Source organism: Segatella baroniae B14, from assembly GCF_022024235.1.
GTDB lineage: Bacteria > Bacteroidota > Bacteroidia > Bacteroidales > Bacteroidaceae > Prevotella > Prevotella bryantii.
The window spans coordinates 1,878,651-1,901,760 of sequence record NZ_CP091799.1 but is presented as its reverse complement, the minus strand read 5'-3'; the positions used below and the strand labels follow the sequence as shown (position 1 = coordinate 1,901,760).

The following is a 23,110-nucleotide window of genomic DNA, read 5'->3' as shown; positions in this document are numbered from 1 at the left end:
GGCTTTTTAAAATTATGTATAACAAATTTCAAGAATTAGAGATTTGCATTGTCATTTTTCCATGCTTCGATACTTGGAACGATATCTAGGTCAATAATCTCTTGACGCATCTTGCAAAGGTGCTCGTAAGATTTCTGAAGTTCTGCAAGTTCTTCAGGTGTACCCGTTGGCTCTGAATAGTGGACACCAGTCTTATCGATAGTAGTAGGCATTGCCATCATAACATTCTTGAAACCAAGTTTGTCATCGTTAACATAGCAACCTGCAGGAAGAGTAAATGGTTCGCCACCCATAGCAGCTTCAATCATCTTAACTGCATTGTAAGCTGGGCTCTGGAAAGAACTGCGACCACGAAGTTTGATGATGTTTGAACCACCTTGTACAGTCTTATGCTTGATTTCTTCCCAACGCTCTGCAGAAAGGCCCATTTCAGACAATGGCTTGCCGTCAATCTTAACCTGAGAAGCAAATACTGCCATCTGCTCACCATGGCCACCATAAGTATGTGCGCCTGTAACCTTATCCTGCTGTACACCAAATTCGTGAGCAAGAGCTTGCTGCAAACGAGTAGAATCAAGAGCTGCAAGTGAAGTCAACTGATTTGGTTTCAAACCTGAGTGGATAAGAGCTGTAAGAGCTGTAACATCGGCAGGGTTGAAAATTACAACAACGTGATTTACGTCAGGGCAATACTTCTTGATGTTCTCACCGAATTCAGCAGCAATCTTACAGTTACCTTTTAACAAGTCTTCACGAGTCATGCCCTCTTTACGTGGTGCACCACCAGATGAAATGATGAATTTAGCATTTGTGAATGCCTCTTCTGGATCTACTGTGTAAGTGATATTTGCACCAGGGAAAGCGCACTGCTGCATCTCGTCGTATACACCATGTACTCCTGGCTCATAGATGTCGTACAAGCAGATGTTTGGAGTAAGGCCGAGCATCAGAGCACTCTGAACCATGTTTGAACCAATCATACCACCGGCTCCGACAATTAAAAGTTTGTCATTAGTTAAAAATTCCATAACTGCGTATTTATATAAGATTTTTAATTTGTCTATCTTTATTTTCTAAACGATTTGTTTTCTCAAACAAATTATCTCTTAGAAGCACCGCAAAGTTACTAAATTAAAGTGTAATTTCTGCATTTACTTGTTATTTAATTCTTGAATTCAAATTGATAATGCAACAAATGTGTCAAAGAAGTAAGTGAGCAAGGAGCATGAAAAAAGGGACAAAAGTTCCACAAGATCTTTCGTCCCCAGCATTAAATGCTTACCTTTGCAGACAAACTTCCACATAAGTTGCAAATATGACAAAGCATCTAACTGCGCAGCAAAGGTACGAAATATCTTTCAGACTGCAAAAAAAAGAACGTTCAACAGACATAGCCAGGGCTCTTGGTGTGCACCGCAGCACCATTAGCCGAGAAATTAGGCGCAACAAGGCACCCCATGGCAGGTATAATGCGGAAAAGGCCCAGTGGCTGTCAGACAGGAGAATGAGCGCAAGAAAGCACTATACCGTCCTTACGGACGAAATAAAGGTTTACATTGACCATAAGCTCACACAGGAACAGTGGTCTCCCGAGCAGATATCCGGAAGACGGCGTGCACTGGGATTACCGCCCATCTCACACGAAACCATCTACAGATATGTGTGGGAGGAGAAGCACAAATGGGGGAAGCCTCTCTATAAGCATCTGCGCCACAGGGGCAGGCGCTATAACAAGCGCGGTTCATCGTATAAGTCAAGGGGAATACCTGGACGTGTCGGGATAGAGCAAAGACCTGCGGTCGTTGATGAGAAAGGAAGGTTCGGAGATCTGGAGATCGACACCATTGTGGGGAAGAACAGGCGGAGCGTCATCATGACAATCAATGATAGGGAGTCCGGGTTCCTAATCATGAGAAAGCTTCCTTCAAAAGAGGCAGAGCCTCTGGCGGAGGCAGCCATTGCCGCACTTAAGCCGATAAGAAAGGGATTGCATACCATGACCGCAGATAATGGTACAGAGTTCTCCAGGCACCAGCAGATTGCTAGAGCACTGAAAATAGACATCTTCTTTGCAAGACCATACCACTCATGGGAAAGAGGTGCTAATGAAAACACTAACGGTCTAGTCAGGCAATATTTCCTTAAAGGGAGTGATTTTACAAAGATAACAGATAAAGACATCAATATGGTACAGGACAGAATCAACAACAGACCTAGAAAGAGATTGAATTACAAAACGCCTGTCGAGTTTATCAGACAAAAATACGGAGAGAATAAAACAATTATAAAGTTGTTGCGTTATTAATGTGAATCCTGCATTTGTGATAATTTCTTAAAATTGCTATCTTTGTAAGGTCTAAATAGCAAAATAGATATGAAACAGAAAGTATATGAACGCTTGGAGGCTCTTCGTGAGTTGATGAGACGTGAACGAGTTGCGGCTTTTATTTTTTCTAGTTCAGATCCGCACAATAGTGAATATGTTCCTGATCGTTGGAAAGGTAGAGAATGGATATCTGGTTTTGATGGTTCTGCTGGTACTGTGGTTGTTACATTGAAGCATGCTGCCTTATGGACAGATTCTCGTTATTTTCTTGCAGCTGAAGTGCAGTTAAAAGATACGGGTATTGAATTGATGAAACTTAAAATGCCAGGCACGCCTTCTGTTTCTCAATGGATTGCTCAGGAAATTTACGATGAAAATGACGGTGGAATAACTGAAATAGGAGTGGATGGACGGGTAAACTCTCATAGTTTTGTAGAACAACTAAAATATGATTTGCAGCAATCTGGCATAACCGTACGTACGAATTGGGATCCTTTGGAAGAATTATGGTTGGATAGGCCTGATATTCCTAATGCTATTATACATATTCATCCTTTGAAATATGCAGGGGAAGATGCTATAAGTAAAATTAAACGTATTCGGCATGAGGTAAATTTACTGCATGGAGATGGAATTTTGATATCTTCTTTGGATGATATCGCTTGGACTTTGAATCTTCGAGGAACAGACGTTCACTGTAATCCTGTTTTTGTGTCTTATCTACTTATCGAACCAGATAAAGTTGTTCTTTTTGTTGATGCTAACAAATTAACATTAGAAGTCAAGCAATATTTATGCAAAATAGGTGTTAGTGTACTTCCGTATAATTCAATATCTTCCTATTTACATAAGGATTATTTAGCCTATAATATATTGCTTGATCCTGATGTAACGAACAGTTATTTGGTAAACTGTGTTGATCGTAAACGTGTAAAAATAGTATTTGGGCATTCACCTGTTCCTGCCATGAAAGCGGTTAAGAATTCTGTTGAAATAGAAGGATTTCATCAGGCAATGTTACGAGATGGTGTCGCAATGGTAAAGTTTTTGAAATGGCTTCAGCCTGCTATAGAGGCAGGTGGACAGACGGAAATTTCGTTAGATCGAAAGCTAACATCTCTTCGTGCTCAACAGGCTTTATTTAAAGATATATCTTTTGATACTATTGTAGGTTATGAGGCACATGGTGCTATCGTGCATTATGAAGCAACTCCGGAAACGGATGCTACTGTCGATGCAAAGGGGCTTGTCCTGATAGATAGTGGTGCTCAGTATGAGGATGGTACAACAGATATTACACGTACGATTGCCTTGGGACCTGTAACGGAAGAGCAGCGTCATATTTACACCTTAGTTTTAAAAGGACATATTCAGTTGGAATTGGCGAAGTTCCCAGTAGGAGTCAGTGGAACACAAATAGACGCTCTTAGCAGAGAGGCTATGTGGCGAGAAGGATTCAACTTCTTACATGGAACTGGGCATGGAGTAGGTTCTTATTTAAATGTTCATGAAGGTCCTCATCAGATAAGAATGGAGTTTATGCCAGCCCCACTACATGCAGGAATGATCGTAACAGATGAGCCTGGATTGTATCTTTCTAATAAATTCGGTGTGAGAATAGAAAATACTCTTCTTATCAAAAAATATATGAAGACCGAATTTGGGGAATTTTTACAGATGGAACCATTAACACTTTGTCCTATAGATTTGACCCCAGTGGATATAACAATGTTGTTACCGGAAGAAGTCATGTGGTTGAATAATTATCATCAATTAGTTTATGCAAAATTATCTCCGTATCTGTCTGTAGATGAGAGAGAATGGCTGAAAAATGCGACAAAAGCAGTAGAATTATAAATAAAATGCAAAAAAAAGGCTGAAAAGTTGTTTTTTTAATAAATAAGATGTAATTTTGCACCCGCAAATAGTGGCACTAGGTCACAAACGCTAAGTTTAACAAATTTAAAATTAAAAACAAAAAGTATGATTATTGTACCAGTAAAAGATGGTGAGAACATCGAAAGAGCTTTGAAAAAGTTCAAGAGAAAATTCGAAAAGACAGGTGTTGTTAAGGAGCTTCGTGCTCGTCAGCAGTATGACAAGCCATCTGTTTTGAAAAGACTCAAGATGGAACACGCTGTCTACGTACAAAAATTACGTGACGCTGAGGAATAAAAATTTTCCTCTTAAAATTTGGTAGTTTGAATTTTATTCCGTATATTCGTTGCTGAAAACGTAATATCAGTGCGATGATAATAGAAGATTTTTTGGACTACTTGCAATTTGAGCTTAATCGCTCAGAGCGCACGGTGCAAAGTTACGGTGATGACCTTCGGGCATTTCAATCGTACTTTGAAGGTTTAGATGATCATCTCTCGTGGGAATCTGTAGATTCTGACGTAGTACGTGGCTGGATAGAGCTGATGATGGATAAAGGAAATAGTGCAACTTCTATAAATAGAAGGTTAAGTGCACTTCGTACTTTTTATCGATTCGCCCTTTCTCGCAAAAGAGTTGAGTCAGACCCTGTTCATATGATAAAGGGTCCCAAAAGGGGAAAGCCTCTTCCTCAATTCTTGAAGGAGAATGAAATGAATGCTCTGCTGGATACGGCTATGCATGGAGAAAGTTTTTATGATGTTCGTGATCGTACGATTATAATGACTTTCTACGAAACGGGAATTCGCCTTTCAGAACTGATTGGATTAGACGATAATGATGTCGATTTTCAAAAAGGTGAACTGAAAGTTACTGGTAAGAGAAATAAACAGCGTATTATTCCGTTCGGAAACGAATTGGCAAGTGCGCTAACAATATATATGAAACTCAGAGATGAGTTTATTGGTAATACATCTCTTGCTCTGTTCGTGTCGAATAAGGGTTGCCGTTTGAATGGTAATCAGGTGAGGTATCTAGTTCAAAAAAATCTATCTAGGGTTAGCACGTTGAAAAAACGTTCGCCCCATGTGTTGAGGCATACATTTGCTACAGCTATGCTAAATCATGAGGCTGGATTAGAAAGTTTGAAAAAATTGTTGGGTCATGCTAGTCTGTCTACGACAGAGATTTATACGCATACAACCTTTGAACAATTAAAACGTATATATTCTAATGCCCACCCTAGGGCTTAACCTTTTAAAATTGGAGGTCACTATGGAAGTAAAAATTCAGTCGATCCATTTCGATGCTACCGAGAAGTTATTGGCATTCGTTGATAAGAAAGTTGCCAAGTTAGAAAAAACTTATGAAGATATTCAGAAAGTAGAGGTGCAATTAAAAGTCGTAAAACCTGCTACTGTCCTAAATAAAGAAGCTGGAATAACCGTAACGGTGCCAGGTAATACATTGTTCGTAGAGAAAGTGTGTGATTCTTTTGAGGAAAGTGTGGATCAAGCAGTAGATGCTTTGAAGGTTCAATTGACTAAATTTAAAGAAAAACAAAGAAAACACTAAAATTTTTTAGGAAAAAATTTGGTGATTCAAAATAAATTCGTAACTTTGCAGCCGTTTCACAACAACATGAAATCAGAAGCCGTGTACGGCTGCAAGATTTGCCTCTTTAGCTCAGTTGGCCAGAGCACGTGATTTGTAATCTCGGGGTCGTTGGTTCGAATCCGACAAGAGGCTCAAGAAACGAAAAGTTCGTGGTCCGGGTAGTTTCCAGAGTGGCCAAATGGGGCAGACTGTAAATCTGCTGCTTCTAGCTTCGGTGGTTCGAATCCATCACTACCCACATTTGCGGAAATAGCTCAGTTGATAGAGCACTAGCCTTCCAAGCTGGGGGTCGCGGGTTTGAGCCCCGTTTTCCGCTCTATTTTTGTTCGCTGTAATAGCTCAGTGGTAGAGCACTTCCTTGGTAAGGAAGAGGTCCTGAGTTCAACTCTCAGTTACAGCTCTTTTTGTATATTCCGATCTTGAATAAGAGAAGAAAATATTTAAATAGATTATTCATTTATATAAATAAAAAGTTTAAGCTATGGCTAAGGAAGAATTCGTGCGTACCAAACCGCATGTAAATATTGGTACTATTGGTCATGTTGACCACGGTAAGACTACATTGACTGCAGCTATCTCTAAGGTTCTTAATGAGAAGCTTGGTACTGCTGAAGATGTTAAGTCATTCGATCAGATTGATAATGCACCTGAGGAGAAAGAGCGTGGTATTACTATTAATACAGCTCACATCGAGTACGAAACAGAAAATCGTCACTATGCACACGTTGACTGTCCGGGTCACGCTGACTATGTAAAGAACATGGTTACTGGTGCTGCTCAGATGGATGGTGCAATCTTGGTTGTTGCTGCTACTGATGGTCCTATGCCTCAGACTCGTGAGCACGTACTTCTCGCTCGTCAGGTAAATGTACCTCGTTTGGTTGTTTTCTTGAACAAGTGTGATATGGTTGACGACGAGGAAATGCTTGAACTCGTTGAAATGGAAGTACATGAAATCCTTGAGCAGTACGGTTATGAAGAGGATACTCCAATCGTTCGTGGTTCTGCACTTGGTGCTTTGAATGGCGTTGATAAGTGGGTTAATAGCGTACTTGAGTTGATGTCAACTTGTGATACTTGGATTCAGGAGCCTACTCGTGACCTCGATAAACCATTCTTGATGCCAGTTGAGGACGTATTCTCTATTACTGGTCGTGGTACTGTAGCTACAGGTCGTATTGAGACAGGTAAGTGCCATGTAGGTGATGAGGTTCAGTTGCTCGGTCTTGGTGAAGATAAGAAGTCTACTATCACTGGTGTTGAGATGTTCCGTAAGACTCTTCCAGAAGGTGAAGCTGGTGATAACGTAGGTTTGCTTCTCCGTGGTATCGATAAAGAAGAAGTTAAGCGTGGTATGGTAGTTGTACACCCAGGTGCTATTACTCCTCACGATCACTTCAAGGCTTCTATCTATGTTTTGAAGAAGGAAGAGGGTGGTCGTCATACTCCATTCGGTAACCACTATCGTCCTCAGTTCTATCTTCGTACAATGGACTGTACAGGTGAAATCAAACTTCCAGAGGGAGTAGAGATGGTTATGCCTGGTGATAACGTTGAGATTGAGGTTAGCTTGATTTATCGTGTTGCATTGAACGAAGGTCTTCGTTTCGCTATCCGTGAGGGTGGTCGTACAGTAGGTTCAGGTCAGATTACAGCTTTGCTTGAGGATCTTCCTGAGAACTGGCAGAATAAGAAGTAATTATAGATAATTACATAGTCTCCGCATCTTGCGGTGCGGAGACACATACGGGTTTAGCTCAGTTGGTAGAGCACTGGTCTCCAAAACCAGGTGTCGAGGGTTCGAGTCCTTCAACCCGTGCTAAAAGAAGATAATATGTTTACAAAGATAGTTAATTATTGCAAAGCTTGTTATAATGAGCTAGCGCATGAAACTACATGGCCAACTGGACGCGAATTAACGCACAGTGCAATGGTTGTATTATCTGCTTCCCTTGTCATTGCACTTGTAGTATTCGCCATGGATTCTGTTTTTAGATTCATCATGACTGGTCTTTATTCAATTGGTAACTAAGGAAAATGGCAGAGACAATTAACAAATGGTATGTTCTTAAAGCTGTAAGTGGTAAGGAAGCTAAAGTTAAGGAGTATATTGATGCTGAGATCAAACATAATGATTTGTTAGCAAATAATATTTCTCAAGTACTGATTCCTACAGTTAAACAAGCAACTTTAAGAAATGGTAAGAGAGTAGTCAAGGAGAAAGTAAGTCTTCCTGGCTATGTTTTTGTTGAAGCTAATCTTAAGGGTGATGTTGCTCATACTTTAAGATTTATGCCTAACGTATTAGGTTTCCTTGGTGGATTGGATGAGCCTACACCTGTTCCACAGGCAGATATCAATCGTATGCTTGGTACTGCTGATGAAACAGAGTTGGAAGAGAGTATGGATGTTCCTTATGCAGTAGATGATACTGTAAAGGTTACAGACGGTCCTTTCAGCGGTTTCAGTGGTGTTATTGAAGAAGTTGATTCTCAGAAGCACAAACTGAAGGTGATGGTTAAGATCTTCGGACGAAAGACCCCGTTGGAGCTGAGTTTTATGCAAGTTGAAAAAGAATAATGCCTGTTACGAAGTATTGTTCTTTTTATAAATTCAAATTTTTAATATACAAAAAAAATGGCTAAAGAAGTTGCTGGATTAATCAAATTACAGATTAAAGGTGGCGCTGCAAATCCTTCACCTCCAGTAGGACCTGCTCTTGGTTCTAAGGGTATAAATATTATGGGATTCTGCAAGGAGTTCAACGCCCGTACCCAGGATAAGGCTGGAAAAGTTTTACCAGTTGTTATCACTTACTATACAGATAAGTCATTTGATTTCGTTATCAAGACTCCTCCTGCAGCAGTTCAGCTGAAGGAAGCAGCCAAGGTAAAGTCTGGTTCAGGTCAGCCTAATCGTAAGAAGGTTGCTGAAATTACTTGGGATCAAGTAAAGGTAATCGCTGAAGATAAGTTGAAAGATCTTAACTGCTTTACAGTGGAATCAGCTATGAGACTTATTGCTGGTACAGCAAGAAGTATGGGTATCACTGTAAAAGGGGATTTCCCTGGTCAATAATTTATAACTTCAATTAGAAAAATGAGTAAACTGACAAAAAATCAAAAATCAGTAGCTGATAAGGTTGAAGCAGGGAAAGCATACTCTTTGGAGGAAGCTTCAAAATTGGTAAAGGAAATTACAACAACTAAGTTTGATGCTTCTCTTGATATTGACGTACGCTTGGGTGTAGATCCACGTAAAGCTAACCAGATGGTTCGTGGCGTTGTATCTCTCCCTAATGGAACAGGTAAAACAGTTCGTGTTCTTGCTCTTTGTACACCTGATCAGGAGGAAGCTGCTAAGGCAGCTGGTGCTGATTATGCAGGTCTCGATGAGTATATCGATAAGATCAAAAGTGGATGGCTCGATATTGATGTCATCATCACTATGCCATCTTGCATGGGTAAAGTAGGTCCTTTAGGTCGTTTCCTTGGTCCTCGTGGTTTAATGCCTAACCCAAAGAGTGGTACTGTAACAATGGACGTTGCTAAGGCAGTTAAAGAAGTTAAGCAGGGTAAGATTGACTTCAAGGTTGATAAGGCTGGTATTATCCACACATCAATCGGTAAGATTTCAATGACTCCTGAACAGATCGCTGGTAATGCAAGAGAATTCCTCAATACAGTTATCCGTTTGAAGCCTGCTTCTGCTAAAGGTACATACATCAAGAGTATCTTTATTTCTAGCACTATGAGTAAGGGTATCAAAATTGATCCTAAATCAGTTGAATAACTCTAAAAGTATTGAAAAATGAAGAAAGAAGTTAAAGATACTATTATCGTAGATTTAGGTCAGAAGTTGAAGGAATATCCTCACTTCTATCTAGTTGACGTAACTGGTCTTAACGCAGAGGCTACTAGCAAGCTCCGTCGTGATTGCTTTAAGCAGGAAATCAAGATGGTAGTTGTTAAGAATACCTTGTTGCGTGAGGCAATGGAAGCTTCAGATGTAGATTTCGCTCCATTATATGGTAGTCTTAAGAATAACACAGCTGTTCTTTTTGCTCATACTGCAAATGTACCAGCAAAACTTTTGAAGGACTACGCTAAAGAGGGCATTCCTGCATTGAAAGCCGCTTACGCTGAAGAAGAGTTCTATGTAGGTGCTGATAAACTTGATGAACTTGTTTCTATTAAGAGCAAGAACGAAGTTATCGCAGATATCGTTTCTTTGTTGCAATCACCTGCAAAGAATGTTATTTCTTCTCTACAATCAGGCGCAAACACTATTCATGGTGTGCTTAAGACTTTGGGCGAGCGTGCTGAATAATCAAAAGTCACAATTATTTACAGTATAAACAAAATTAAATTTTAGAATAAAATGGCAGACGTAAAAGCTATTGCAGAAGAGTTAGTAAATCTTACTGTTAAGGAAGTTAATGAATTGGCAACAGTCCTGAAGGACGAGTATGGTATTGAGCCTGCTGCTGCAGCTGTTGCTGTAGCTGCTGGTCCTGCTGCTGCAGGTGCTGCAGCTGAGGAGAAGTCAGCATTCGACGTAGTTCTCGTTGAAGTAGGTGCTACTAAACTCCAGGTAGTTAAGGCTGTTAAAGAGGCTTGTGGTCTCGGTTTGAAGGAAGCTAAGGATCTTTGCGACGCAGTTCCTGCAACATTGAAGGAAGGTGTAGCTAAGGACGAGGCTGAAAACCTTAAGAAGGCTATCGAAGAGGCTGGTGCTAAGGTAGAGCTTAAGTAATCGAACTTAACTTTTTAAAATATGGTTAGAGTCCACCAAGTAGGTGGGTTCTAACCTTTTTGTGTCTTATATATTTAGATTAACAACACCCGTTAAAATCTTCTAATGACAACAAAAGTAGTAAATAATAGAGTAAATTTTGCCAGCGTGCATAATCCGTATCCATTCTCGGATTTTCTCGATGTGCAGTTGAAGTCTTTCCGTGACTTCTTACAGTTGGATACTCCGCCTGAGGAACGCAAGAATGACGGTCTTTTTAAGGTATTTGCAGAGAATTTTCCTATAACCGATACAAGAAATAATTTCGTTCTTGAGTTCTTGGATTACTATATTGATCCGCCTCGTTATACTATTGACGAATGTTTGGAGCGCGGCTTGACTTATAGTGTACCTTTGAAGGCTAAGATGAAGCTGTACTGTACTGATCCTGATCATGAGGATTTTGGTACTTTTATCCAGGATGTTTTCTTGGGTACTATCCCTTATATGACACAGAATGGTACTTTTATCATTAATGGTGCTGAGCGTGTTGTCGTTGCTCAATTGCATCGTTCTCCTGGTGTATTCTTTGGTCAGGGTGTTCATGCAAATGGTACTGTACTTTATTCTGCACGTATCATTCCTTTTAAGGGTAGTTGGATTGAATTTGCAACTGACATCAATAATGTCATGTATGCATATATCGATCGTAAAAAGAAATTGCCTGTAACAACATTGCTTCGTGCGATGGGTTTTGAACAGGATAAAGATATTCTTCAGATTTTTGATCTTGCCGAGGAGGTAAAGGTTAATAAGAAAAATCTTAAGGCAGCTATTGGATGCAAGTTAGCTGCTCGTGTCTTGAAGAGTTGGAATGAAGACTTTGTTGATGAAGATACAGGTGAGGTTGTTTCTATAGAGCGTAATGAAGTCATTATGGACCGTGAAACAGAATTGACTGAAGAGAATATTGAGGATATTCTGGATAGCGGTACACCTACAATCTTACTTCATAAAGATGCAGAGGCTGCTAATAAGTTCTCTATTATCTTTAATACATTAGCTAAAGATCCAAGTAACTCTGAAAAGGAGGCTGTTAATTATATTTATCGTCAGTTGCGTAATGCAGATCCTGCTGATGATACTAGTGCTCGTGAAGTATTCCAAAATCTATTCTTCTCTGATAAGCGTTATGATTTAGGAGAAGTAGGCCGTTATCGTATCAATAAGAAACTTGGCTTGGATACTGATATGGATACTAGAGTCTTGACTAAGGAGGATATTATTGCTATTATCAAGTACTTGATTAAGCTTGTTAATTCTCAGGCTACTGTTGATGATATTGACCACTTATCTAATCGACGTGTTCGCACTGTTGGTGAACAGTTAGCTAATCAGTTCTCTATTGGTCTTGCTCGTATGAGCCGTACTATTCGTGAACGCATGAATGTTCGTGACAATGAAGTATTTACTCCAACAGACTTGATTAATGCTAAGACAATTTCTAGTGTTATCAATTCTTTCTTTGGTACAAATCCATTGTCACAGTTTATGGATCAAACTAATCCATTGGCAGAGGTTACTCACAAACGTCGTTTGTCAGCATTAGGTCCTGGTGGTTTGACACGTGAACGTGCAGGTTTCGAGGTGCGTGACGTACACTATACTCACTATGGTCGACTTTGTCCAATTGAGAGCCCTGAAGGTCCAAACATTGGTTTGATTTCTTCACTTTGTGTATATGCAACTATAAACGAACTTGGCTTTATCGAGACTCCATATCGTAAGGTTAATAATGGAGTTGTTGATATGGACAATGAAGATGTTGTTTTCTTGTCAGCTGAGGAAGAGGAAGGCAAAATTATTGGACAGGGTAATGCTCCTTTAAATGTTGATGGTACATTTATTCGTAAAGTCGTTAAGTGTCGTCAGGATGCTGATTATCCTGTAGTTACTCCTGAGAATGTAGACTATATGGATGTCGCTCCACAGCAGATCGCTTCAGTTTCTGCTTGTTTGATTCCATTCTTGGAGCATGATGACGGTCACCGTGCTTTGATGGGATGTAACATGATGCGCCAGGCTGTTCCATTGCTTCACAATGAGGCACCTATCGTTGGTACTGGTCTTGAAAAGCAGGTATGTGAGGATTCACGTACTCAAGTTACAGCAGAAGGTGAGGGTGTAATCGATTACGTTGATGCTACAACGATTCGTATTTTGTATGATCGTACAGAAGAAGATGAGTTCGTAAGCTTTGAGCCAGCATTGAAAGAATATCGTATACCAAAGTTCCGTCGTACTAACCAGAACATGGTAGTCGATCTCCGTCCTATTTGTAGCAAGGGCCAGAGAGTTAAGAAGGGTGATATTCTGACAGAGGGTTATGCAACAGAAAATGGTGAATTGGCACTCGGTAGAAACCTCTTGGTAGCTTATATTCCTTGGAAGGGTTATAATTATGAGGATGCTGTCGTTATTTCTGAGCGTATGATTCGTGAGGATGTATTGACATCTGTACATGTTGACGAATATTCTCTTGATGTTCGTGAGACCAAGCGAGGTGTTGAGGAATTCACCAATGATATTCCAAATGTAAGTGAGGAAGCTACAAAGGATCTTGATGATAATGGTATCATTCGTGTAGGTGCTCGTGTTGAGCCAGGTGATATCTTGATCGGTAAGATTTCTCCTAAGGGTGAAAGTGATCCTTCTCCAGAAGAGAAGCTTCTCCGTGCGATTTTCGGTGATAAGGCTGGAGACGTTAAAGATTCTTCACTTAAGGCTAACCCTTCATTGAGTGGTGTTGTTATCGATAAGAAATTGTTCTCTCGTGCTGTTAAGACTCGTGAATCAAAGAAGCAGGATAAGATAATCTTAGCTAAGATAGACGAGGAGTATGAGGCAAAGAACGATGATCTTAAGGATATCCTTGTTGATAAGTTGTTGACTTTGACTGAGGGTAAGGTTTCTCAGGGAGTTAAGGACTATACAGGTGCAGAGATTATCACAAAGGGTAGTAAGTTTACTACTGTTGCTTTGAAAAATCTCGAGTATGATGGCGTAGAGTCTAATAATTGGACTGGCGATGAGCATACAGATAAGCTTATCCAAAAGTTGATTATGAACTATATCCGTAAGTATAAGCAACTTGATGCAGAATTGAAGCGTCGTAAGTTTGCAATTACTATTGGTGATGATCTTCCTTCTGGTATTTTGCAGATGGCAAAAGTATATATTGCTAAGAAACGTAAGATTCAGGTAGGTGATAAACTTGCTGGTCGCCATGGTAATAAGGGTATTGTTTCTAAGATTGTAAGAATGGAAGATATGCCATTCCTCGAGGACGGTCGACCTGTAGATTTGGTTTTGAACCCAATGGGTGTGCCTTCTCGTATGAACTTGGGTCAGATTTTCGAGGCTATCCTTGGTGCTGCAGGTAAGAAGTTGGGTGTTAAGTTTGCTACACCTATTTTTGATGGTGCCAAACTTGATGATTTGTCAGAATGGACAGATAAGGCTGGTTTACCACGTTTGTGCTCTACTCATATCTTTGATGGTGAGACAGGTGAGCAATTCGATCAGCCAGCTACCATTGGTATGACTTACTTCTTGAAGCTTGGCCATATGGTAGAAGACAAGATGCATGCTCGTTCTATTGGTCCTTACAGTTTGATTACTCAGCAGCCACTGGGTGGTAAAGCTCAGTTTGGTGGTCAGCGTTTTGGAGAGATGGAGGTTTGGGCACTCGAGGCTTTCGGTGCCAGTCATGTACTTCAGGAAGTTCTTACCATCAAGTCGGATGATGTAGTAGGCCGTTCTAAAGCTTATGAGGCAATTGTCAAAGGTGATGCCATGCCAACTCCTGGTATCCCAGAATCACTTAACGTGTTGCTTCATGAACTTCGTGGTCTTGGTTTGAGCATTAAACTCGATTAACAGTCAACCCCTTAACAAAAAGAAACATGGCTTTTAAAAAAGAGACAAAAGTAAAAAATAATTTTACGAAAATTACCATAGGTTTAGCTTCTCCTGAAGAAATCTTGGAAAATTCGTATGGCGAGGTTACTAAACCAGAAACCATTAACTATCGTACATATAAGCCTGAACGAGATGGTCTTTTCTGCGAGCGTATTTTTGGTCCTACTAAGGATTATGAGTGTGCTTGTGGTAAGTATAAGCGTATTCGTTATAAAGGCATTGTTTGTGATCGTTGTGGTGTAGAAGTTACAGAAAAGAAGGTTCGTCGTGAGCGTTGTGGTCATATCGAACTTGTAGTACCTGTTGCTCATATTTGGTATTTCCGTTCTTTGCCAAATAAGATAGGTTACCTTCTGGGTTTACCAACAAAGAAGCTTGACGCTGTTATCTACTATGAGAAGTATATCGTTGTCAAGCCAGGTGTTATGGAAGGTAAAAAAGATGCCGATGGTGTCGAATTAAATGGTTCTCATAAAATGGACCTCCTCAGTGAAGAGGAATATATCGATATTATCGATAATCAAATAGATCCTAATAATGATCGTTTGGCTGATGATGACCCAAATAAGTTTGTTGCTAAAATGGGTGCAGAGGCTATTTATGATCTCCTGACAGATATCGATCTTGATGGTCTTTCTTACAAGCTTCGCGACATGGCTAATAATGATTCTAGTCAGCAGCGTAAGACAGAAGCATTGAAGCGTCTTCAGGTTGTAGAAGCTTTCCGTACCAGCAAGGGTATTAACAGACCTGAGTGGATGATCATGAAGATTATTCCTGTTACTCCACCAGAACTTCGTCCATTGGTTCCACTTGATGGTGGTCGTTTTGCAACTTCTGACTTGAATGATCTTTATCGTCGTGTTATTATTCGTAATAACCGTTTGAAGAGACTTGTAGAAATCAAGGCTCCGGAAGTCATTTTACGTAACGAAAAACGTATGCTTCAGGAGGCTGTGGACAGTTTATTTGATAATTCTCGTAAGAGCTCAGCTGTTAAGAGTGAAAGTAATCGTCCTTTGAAGTCTTTGTCTGACTCTTTGAAAGGTAAGCAGGGACGTTTCCGTCAGAATTTGTTGGGTAAACGTGTTGACTATTCTGCTCGTTCTGTAATCGTTGTAGGTCCTGAGCTGAATATGGGTGAATGCGGTCTTCCTAAGTTGATGGCTGCTGAGCTATATAAACCATTTATCATTCGCAAGCTTATTGAGCGTGGTATAGTAAAAACTGTAAAGAGCGCTAAGAAGATTGTTGACCGTCGTGAACCAGTTATTTGGGATATCCTTGAAAATGTAATGAAGGGTCATCCTGTTATGCTTAACCGTGCTCCGACACTTCACCGTTTGGGTATTCAGGCTTTCCAGCCAAAATTGATTGAGGGTAAAGCAATTCAGTTACATCCATTGGCTTGTACTGCATTTAATGCAGACTTCGATGGTGACCAGATGGCTGTTCACCTTCCTTTGAGTAATGAAGCTGTATTGGAAGCTCAGATTTTGATGCTTGAGAGCCACAATATCCTTAACCCTGCTAATGGTGCTCCTATCACCGTACCTGCACAGGATATGGTGCTTGGTTTGTATTATATTACTAAATTGCGTCCTGGTGCTAAGGGTGAAGGCTTGACTTTCTATGGTCCTGAAGAGGCAATTGTTGCAAGTAATGAGGGAAAGTGTGATTTACATGCGATTGTAAAGGTTGTAGTAGACGATATTGTTGATGGCAAGCATGTTAAACATATGGTTGAAACATCAGCAGGTCGTGTTATTGTAAACCAAATTGTCCCTGATGAGGTTGGTTACTTCAATGATATTATCTCTAAGAAAACTCTTCGTGGTATCATTGCTGATGTGATTGGTGCTGTCGGTATGGCACGTGCATGTAGCTTCTTGGATGGTATCAAGAATTTGGGTTATCGTATGTCTTATGAGGCTGGTCTTTCCTTCAATCTTGATGATATTATCATTCCAGAAGAAAAGGTCGCTATCGTAGAAAAGGGTAATAAGGAAGTTGAGGAAATTACCAATAATTATAATATGGGTTTCATCACAGATACCGAACGTTATAATCAGGTAATTGATACATGGACTCACGTAAATAATGACTTGGGTAACATTCTGATGAAGGAGATGCGCGAGGCAGATCAGGGTTTCAATGCTGTTTATATGATGCTTGATTCTGGTGCTCGTGGTTCTAAAGATCAGATTAAGCAGCTGTCTGGTATGCGTGGTCTGATGGCAAAACCTCAAAAAGCAGGTGCAGAAGGTGCTCAAATTATTGAAAACCCAATTTTGTCAAACTTTAAAGAGGGTATGTCTGTGTTGGAATACTTTATTTCTTCACATGGTGCTCGTAAGGGTTTGGCTGATACTGCTATGAAAACTGCAGATGCTGGTTATTTGACTAGACGTTTGGTTGACGTAGCTCATGATGTTATTATTACTGAAGAAGATTGTGGTACATTAAGAGGCCTAGTTTGCTCGGCTTTGAAGAATGGTGATGAAATCATTTCAACGTTGTATGAGCGTGTTCTTGGTCGTGTATCTGTACATGATGTTGTAGATCCAACTACAGGTAATCTTATAGTTGCTGCTGGTGAAGAAATTACTGAGCCTAAGGCCAAAGCTATTGAAAATTCGCCAATCGAAAGTGTAGAGATACGTTCTGTACTTACTTGTGAAAGTAAGCATGGTGTTTGTATGAAGTGTTATGGTCGTAACTTGGCTACAGCTAGAATGGTACAGCTGGGTGAAGCTGTGGGCGTTATCGCAGCTCAGGCTATTGGTGAACCTGGTACACAGTTGACTCTTCGTACATTCCACGCTGGTGGTATTGCTGCTAACGCTGCTGCTAATGCTAATATTACGGCAAAGAATGATGCAAAACTAGAATTCGATGAACTTCGTGTTGTTCCTTTTGTAGAGGAAGATGAGGAAGGTAATGATATTAATTGTCAGATGGTAGTAAGCCGTTTGGCTGAGGTTCGTTTTGTAGATCCTAATACAGGTATTGTTCTTTCTAGCTTGAATGTTCCTTATGGTGCTTCTTTGTATAAAAAGCACGGAGATGTAGTTAAGAAAGGTGATGTTATCTGTAAATGGGACCCATTTAATGCCGTTATCGTATCTGAATATGCTGGTGTTCTGAAGTTTAATGATGTTGTTGAAGGTCAGACTTATCGTGCAGAGACCGATGAAACAACAGGCTTGACTGAAAAGATCATTACTGATTCTAAAAATAGATCTTTGGTTCCTACATGTGATGTAGTTGATGCTGAAGGTAATGTAGTAGGTACATATAACTTCCCTGTAGGTGGTCACGTTGTTGTTGAAGATGGTCAGACCATTAGTACAGGTACAACATTGGTTAAAATACCTCGTGCTGTTGGTGGTGCTGGTGATATTACCGGTGGTCTTCCTCGTGTAACCGAGTTGTTTGAGGCACGTAATCCTTCTAATCCTGCTATTGTTTCTGAAATTGATGGTGAGGTTACTATGGGTAAGGTTAAACGTGGTAATCGTGAAATCATCGTAACTTCTAAGACTGGTGACCAAAAGAAATACTTGGTTCCATTGTCTAAGCAGATCCTTGTACAGGAACATGATGCTGTTCGTGCAGGTACACCTCTTTCAGATGGTGTTACAACTCCAGGTGATATTCTTGCTATTAAGGGTCCTACCGCTGTACAGGAGTATATTGTTAACGAAGTTCAGGATGTTTACCGTCTTCAGGGTGTGAAGATTAATGATAAGCACTTTGAAATCATTGTTCGTCAGATGATGCGTAAGGTTCGTATCGATGATCCGGGTGATACAACATTCCTCGAGCAGGAACTTGTTGATAAACTCGACTTTGCTGATGAAAATGATCGTATTTGGGGCAAGAAGGTCGTTACAGATGCAGGTGATTCAGAATTGCTTAAACCTGGTCAGATTGTGACGGTTCGTAAGCTAAGAGATGAGAACTCTAGCTTGAAGCGTAGAGACTTGAAGTTAGTTCAGGTTAGAGATGCTGTTCCAGCTACATCTACCCAAATCCTTCAGGGTATTACCCGTGCAGCTTTGGGTACTAAGAGTTTCATGAGTGCTGCATCATTCCAGGAAACTACTAAGGTACTCTGTGAGGCTGCAATTCGCGGTAAGAGTGATTACCTTGAGGGTATGAAGGAAAATGTTATTTGTGGTCATTTGATTCCTGCAGGTACAGGTCTTCGTCAATGGCAGAAACTTGTTGTAGGTTCAAAGGAAGAATATGAGCGTATACAGGCTAATAGAAAGAATGTTCTTGACTTTGCAGATAACAATGTTGCAACAGAATAATCTTTAATATTATACTTTTAAAAAGGAGTTGTCATTTTAATAATGACAACTCCTTTTTTAGTTATAGATTTGTGTGTTCTATGTATTTTAAGTATCTTTGCAAAGTAAAATCCAATTATAATTATTACTTATGGCAGAAAATTCAGATAAAGAAAATGGTAAAGCGGTTCAAATAGATATTAAACCTGAGGTTGCTCAAGGTGAATATTCTAATTTGGTGTTGATAGCTCATTCAAGTTCAGATTTTATATTAGATTTTGCTAAAATACTGCCAGGGATGCAGCAGCCACAAGTCAAAAGTAGAGTGATTTTGGCTCCAGAACATGCCAAGAAACTTTTATTGGCATTGAAGGAAAACATTTTTAATTACGAGAGTGCTTATGGAGAAATTAATATTTCAGATCAGGCCCCTCGTACTATAGCTCCTTTTAATACTGGAGGTAATGAAGCTTGACGTAATTTATTTTGTGAATATATTCTTGCCCCATTAGAGCTTCTGATAGTAGTACTTTTGGTCTGTATTTGGAGTCTACAGCAAAGTCTTTGTACGCTCATTTGAAAGAATACTTGACTTTAAACTAGTTGCTATATGCTGTTTACTAAAGTTTTAGTCTTAGCTGGTTGTAATAGACTAGTGGATCTGTCTAATAAAACTTGATGTATTCCAATGGTGAACTTCGATAATGTTGCATGACAATATCATGTATCTGAAAGTTTATAATCAAATTGAAGAGTAGAGGTCTGTTTCACTCTCACACAGTTATTGAAACGTTTTCAGAACTATACTTATAATAGAGAAATTCTACTCAACTGCTAATTATATTTACTGCTATCTGTTTTTAAAGTCTTAGTTACTATAGAATACCACTTGCTGAACTTGTTGGATTTTAAAGTTAAACATTAAAAAAATATTAATAAAGACTATATTCTGCTAATTTTTGATTAATATGGTCTTTTTATTTTAGATAATAGATATCATATTGCGGGATTTTTTGTACCTTTGCAGCCCGAAACGGTTTGTGAAAAGTTGTTTCGTAACAGGTTGATAATAAACAAAATAAATATATAAATTAAAAAGTAAAATTATGCCTACTATTTCACAATTGGTTAGAAAGGGCAGAAAGGTATTGGTAGACAAGAGCAAGTCACCAGCTTTGGATAGCTGTCCACAGCGTCGTGGTGTTTGTGTTCGTGTATACACAACTACTCCTAAGAAGCCTAATTCAGCAATGCGTAAAGTTGCTCGTGTGCGTTTGACAAATCAGAAAGAGGTTAACTCTTATATTCCAGGAGAAGGTCATAACTTGCAGGAGCATTCAATTGTTTTGGTACGTGGTGGTCGTGTTAAGGACCTTCCAGGTGTGCGTTATCATATCGTACGTGGTACACTTGATACTGCGGGTGTTGCTAATCGTACACAGCGCCGTTCTAAGTATGGTGCAAAGCGCCCTAAGGCAAAGAAGTAATATCAACTTATTATTAAGCTGAAGGCTATTAGTTAGGATAAAAGGCTAAGTGCTAGATGCTTTTATGTTTTTTTTTAGTTTTGCTGGAGAAGTAACAGGTTGAGTAAACGCTCGAGTGAGAGCATTGAAGAACATTGAAACAGCCCCAGTCAAATAATTTTTATTAAAATGAGAAAAGCAAAACCAAAGAAGAGAGTGATCATTCCAGATCCTGTCTTCAACGACCAGAAGGTCTCTAAGTTCGTTAATCATTTGATGTATGATGGTAAAAAGAATACATCTTATGAAATTTTCTACAAAGCTCTTGATAATGTAAAGGCTAAAGCTGCAAACGAAGAGAAGTCAGCTCTTGAAATTTGGAAGGCAGCTTTGGATAACATTACTCCTCAGGTAGAAGTTAAGAGTCGCCGTATCGGTGGTGCTACTTTCCAGGTTCCTACAGAAATTCGTCCTGATCGTAAGGAAAGTATCGCTATGAAGAATCTTATTGCATTTGCTCGTAAACGTAGTGGTAAGTCTATGGCAGAGAAATTGGCTGCAGAGATTATGGACGCATTCAATAATCAGGGTGGTGCATACAAGCGTAAAGAAGATATGCATCGTATGGCTGAGGCTAACCGTGCATTCGCTCACTTTAGATTCTAATCATTTAGGAGGATTATAAGAAATGGCAAATCGTGATTTACATTTGACTCGTAACATCGGTATCATGGCTCACATTGATGCTGGTAAGACTACAACATCAGAGCGTATCTTGTTCTATACAGGAAAGACTCATAAAATTGGTGAGGTACACGATGGTGCGGCTACAATGGACTGGATGGCTCAGGAGCAGGAGCGTGGTATTACAATTACATCTGCTGCTACTACTTGTAACTGGAATTATAACGGTAATAGCTATAAAATTAACTTGATCGATACTCCGGGACACGTTGACTTTACTGCTGAGGTAGAGCGTTCTCTTCGTGTTCTTGATGGTGCTGTTGCTACATATTCAGCTGCAGATGGTGTTCAGCCACAGTCTGAAACAGTATGGCGTCAGGCAGATAAATATAACGTTCCTCGTATTGGTTATGTTAATAAGATGGACCGTTCTGGTGCAGATTTCTTTGAAACTGTACAGCAGATGAAGGATATCCTTGGTGCTCATCCAGTTCCTGTTCAGATTCCAATTGGTGCAGAGGAAAACTTCAAAGGTGTCGTTGACTTGATTAAGATGAAGGCTATCTTGTGGCATGATGAGACCATGGGTGCAGAATATGAAATTGAAGATATTCCTGCAGATTTGGTTGATGAAGCACAGGAGTGGCACGATAAGATGATCGAGGATGCAGCTAACTTTGATGATGAAATTATGGAACTTTATCTCGATGGTAAAGATATTCCAGAAGATAAGATTCTTGCTGCTCTTCGTAAGGGTTGTATTGCAATGGAGTTAACTCCTATGACTCTTGGTTCTTCTTATAAGAATAAGGGTGTACAGCCACTTCTTGATTATGTTTGTGCTTTCCTTCCATCACCTCTTGATACTCCTGCAATCGTAGGTGAAAATCCTGAAACAGGTGAAGAAGATAGTCGTAAGCCTTCAGAGACAGAGGCAACTTCTGCTCTTGCATTTAAGATTGCAACTGATCCATTCATGGGTCGTCTTGTTTTCTTCCGTGTTTATTCAGGTAAGATTGAGGCTGGTTCTTATGTTTACAACCCTCGTTCAGGAAAACGTGAGCGTATCAGCCGTTTGTTCCAGATGAACTCTAAGCAAGAGATTCCAATGGATTCAATCGATGCTGGTGATATTGGTGCAGGTGTTGGTTTCAAAGATATTCGTACCGGTGATACTTTGTGTGATGAAAATCACCCAATCGTATTGGAATCTATGTCATTCCCTGATACTGTAATTTCTATTGCAGTTGAACCTAAGAGTCAGGCTGATGTAGCTAAAATGGATAATGGTCTTGCAAAATTGGCAGAAGAGGATCCAACGTTTACAGTTCGTACTGATGAGCAGAGTGGTCAGACTATTATTTCTGGTATGGGTGAGCTTCACCTTGATATTATCATCGATCGTTTGAAGCGTGAGTTCAAGGTTGAGTGTAATCAGGGTAAACCTCAGGTTAACTATAAAGAGGCTATTACTAAGGCAGCTCAGAGCCGTGAAACTTATAAGAAGCAGTCTGGTGGTCGTGGTAAGTTCGCATGTATCGATGTTACTATCGAACCTAAGGATGAGGATTACACAGAGGGCGACTTGCAGTTCATTAACCAGGTTAAAGGTGGTAATGTGCCTAAGGAATTCATTCCTTCTGTAGAGAAGGGTTTCAAGGATTGCCTTTCTGCAGGTGTTCTTGGTGGCTTCCCAATGACAGGTCTTAAAGTTACATTGAATGATGGTAGCTTCCATCCTGTAGACTCTGACCAGTTGTCTTTCGAGTTAGTTGCACATCAGGCATTTAAGGTTCTTTGCCCTAAGGCAGGTCCTGTTTTGATGGAGCCTATCATGAAGGTAGAAGTTGTTACTCCAGAGGAGAACATGGGTGATGTTATTGGTGACTTGAATAAACGTCGTGGTTTAGTTCAGGGTATGGAAGAAGCTCGTAGTGGTGCTCGTATCGTTAAAGCTATGGTTCCATTGGCTGAAATGTTCGGTTATGTAACAGCTCTCCGTACAATCACTTCTGGTCGTGCAACATCTTCTATGGAGTATGATCATCATTCACCTCTTTCTTCTTCTATTGCTAAGGCTGTGCTTGAAGAAGTTAAGGGTAATTCAGAACTTCTGTAATAAGATA

The 23,110-nt window shown here is 39.9% G+C and carries 19 protein-coding genes and 5 tRNA genes; 23 read left to right on the top strand and 1 reads right to left on the bottom strand.

The window, feature by feature from the left end; genetic code table 11:
* Positions 1-35: 35 nt before the first annotated feature.
* Positions 36-1,028 carry a malate dehydrogenase gene (locus tag L6469_RS08125; protein WP_006281530.1) on the bottom strand — a complete coding sequence of 331 codons (993 nt, stop codon included), beginning with the start codon at positions 1,026-1,028 and terminating at the stop codon, positions 36-38.
* 287 nt (positions 1,029-1,315) lie between these two features.
* Between L6469_RS08125 and L6469_RS08120 the strand changes: the two genes are divergently transcribed.
* From L6469_RS08120 to fusA, 23 genes are all read left to right on the top strand, one after another.
* Entirely contained in the window at positions 1,316-2,305 is a 990-nt protein-coding gene (locus L6469_RS08120; RefSeq protein WP_006282587.1) for an IS30 family transposase, read from the top strand.
* Positions 2,306-2,374: 69 nt separating this feature from the next.
* The gene (locus L6469_RS08115; RefSeq protein ID WP_006281529.1) at positions 2,375-4,183 is read left to right on the top strand and encodes an aminopeptidase P family protein; all 1,809 of its coding nucleotides are present in this window, start codon (positions 2,375-2,377) and stop codon (positions 4,181-4,183) included.
* A 126-nt stretch (positions 4,184-4,309) separates the two neighbouring features.
* Complete coding sequence (gene rpsU, locus L6469_RS08110) at positions 4,310-4,501, top strand: 30S ribosomal protein S21 (protein ID WP_006281528.1); 192 nt, start codon at positions 4,310-4,312, stop codon at positions 4,499-4,501.
* A 74-nt stretch (positions 4,502-4,575) separates the two neighbouring features.
* A complete protein-coding gene (locus L6469_RS08105; RefSeq protein ID WP_006281527.1) occupies positions 4,576-5,457 on the top strand; it encodes a tyrosine recombinase XerC in 882 nt (293 codons plus the stop codon).
* Between the two features lie 22 nt (positions 5,458-5,479).
* Complete coding sequence (gene hpf, locus L6469_RS08100; RefSeq protein WP_006281526.1) at positions 5,480-5,779, top strand: ribosome hibernation-promoting factor, HPF/YfiA family; 300 nt, start codon at positions 5,480-5,482, stop codon at positions 5,777-5,779.
* Positions 5,780-5,879: 100 nt separating this feature from the next.
* A tRNA-Thr gene (locus L6469_RS08095) sits at positions 5,880-5,953 on the top strand.
* A gap of 24 nt (positions 5,954-5,977) precedes the next feature.
* A tRNA-Tyr gene (locus tag L6469_RS08090) sits at positions 5,978-6,059 on the top strand.
* Positions 6,060-6,064: 5 nt separating this feature from the next.
* A tRNA-Gly gene (locus tag L6469_RS08085) sits at positions 6,065-6,137 on the top strand.
* A gap of 12 nt (positions 6,138-6,149) precedes the next feature.
* Positions 6,150-6,221 (top strand) — tRNA-Thr (locus L6469_RS08080).
* A gap of 81 nt (positions 6,222-6,302) precedes the next feature.
* The gene (gene tuf, locus L6469_RS08075; protein WP_074803322.1) at positions 6,303-7,520 is read left to right on the top strand and encodes an elongation factor Tu; all 1,218 of its coding nucleotides are present in this window, start codon (positions 6,303-6,305) and stop codon (positions 7,518-7,520) included.
* A gap of 47 nt (positions 7,521-7,567) precedes the next feature.
* Positions 7,568-7,640, top strand: a tRNA-Trp gene (locus L6469_RS08070).
* A gap of 15 nt (positions 7,641-7,655) precedes the next feature.
* Positions 7,656-7,853, top strand: a complete 198-nt coding sequence (gene secE / locus L6469_RS08065; RefSeq protein WP_036858065.1) for a preprotein translocase subunit SecE — start codon at positions 7,656-7,658, stop codon at positions 7,851-7,853.
* A gap of 5 nt (positions 7,854-7,858) precedes the next feature.
* Complete coding sequence (nusG, locus tag L6469_RS08060; protein WP_027453359.1) at positions 7,859-8,401, top strand: transcription termination/antitermination protein NusG; 543 nt, start codon at positions 7,859-7,861, stop codon at positions 8,399-8,401.
* A gap of 57 nt (positions 8,402-8,458) precedes the next feature.
* Entirely contained in the window at positions 8,459-8,899 is a 441-nt protein-coding gene (rplK, locus tag L6469_RS08055) for a 50S ribosomal protein L11 (protein WP_027453358.1), read from the top strand.
* A 21-nt stretch (positions 8,900-8,920) separates the two neighbouring features.
* Positions 8,921-9,613 carry a 50S ribosomal protein L1 gene (gene rplA / locus L6469_RS08050; RefSeq protein WP_027453357.1) on the top strand — a complete coding sequence of 231 codons (693 nt, stop codon included), beginning with the start codon at positions 8,921-8,923 and terminating at the stop codon, positions 9,611-9,613.
* Between the two features lie 18 nt (positions 9,614-9,631).
* A complete protein-coding gene (gene rplJ / locus L6469_RS08045) occupies positions 9,632-10,150 on the top strand; it encodes a 50S ribosomal protein L10 (protein WP_027453356.1) in 519 nt (172 codons plus the stop codon).
* Positions 10,151-10,201: 51 nt separating this feature from the next.
* Positions 10,202-10,576: a 50S ribosomal protein L7/L12 gene (gene rplL / locus L6469_RS08040; RefSeq protein WP_027453355.1), complete on the top strand. Its 375-nt coding sequence runs from the start codon at positions 10,202-10,204 to the stop codon at positions 10,574-10,576.
* A gap of 105 nt (positions 10,577-10,681) precedes the next feature.
* Positions 10,682-14,494 carry a DNA-directed RNA polymerase subunit beta gene (gene rpoB / locus L6469_RS08035; RefSeq protein ID WP_027453354.1) on the top strand — a complete coding sequence of 1,271 codons (3,813 nt, stop codon included), beginning with the start codon at positions 10,682-10,684 and terminating at the stop codon, positions 14,492-14,494.
* A 26-nt stretch (positions 14,495-14,520) separates the two neighbouring features.
* The gene (rpoC, locus tag L6469_RS08030) at positions 14,521-18,855 is read left to right on the top strand and encodes a DNA-directed RNA polymerase subunit beta' (protein WP_006283663.1); all 4,335 of its coding nucleotides are present in this window, start codon (positions 14,521-14,523) and stop codon (positions 18,853-18,855) included.
* 130 nt (positions 18,856-18,985) lie between these two features.
* Positions 18,986-19,309, top strand: coding sequence for a DUF3467 domain-containing protein (locus L6469_RS08025; RefSeq protein WP_006283662.1), 324 nt, complete (start codon positions 18,986-18,988; stop codon positions 19,307-19,309).
* Positions 19,310-19,940: 631 nt separating this feature from the next.
* Positions 19,941-20,321: a 30S ribosomal protein S12 gene (gene rpsL / locus L6469_RS08020; RefSeq protein WP_006283661.1), complete on the top strand. Its 381-nt coding sequence runs from the start codon at positions 19,941-19,943 to the stop codon at positions 20,319-20,321.
* Positions 20,322-20,489: 168 nt separating this feature from the next.
* Positions 20,490-20,966: a 30S ribosomal protein S7 gene (rpsG, locus tag L6469_RS08015; RefSeq protein WP_006283660.1), complete on the top strand. Its 477-nt coding sequence runs from the start codon at positions 20,490-20,492 to the stop codon at positions 20,964-20,966.
* 22 nt (positions 20,967-20,988) lie between these two features.
* Positions 20,989-23,103 carry an elongation factor G gene (gene fusA / locus L6469_RS08010; RefSeq protein WP_074803329.1) on the top strand — a complete coding sequence of 705 codons (2,115 nt, stop codon included), beginning with the start codon at positions 20,989-20,991 and terminating at the stop codon, positions 23,101-23,103.
* The last annotated feature ends 7 nt before the right edge of the window (positions 23,104-23,110 follow it).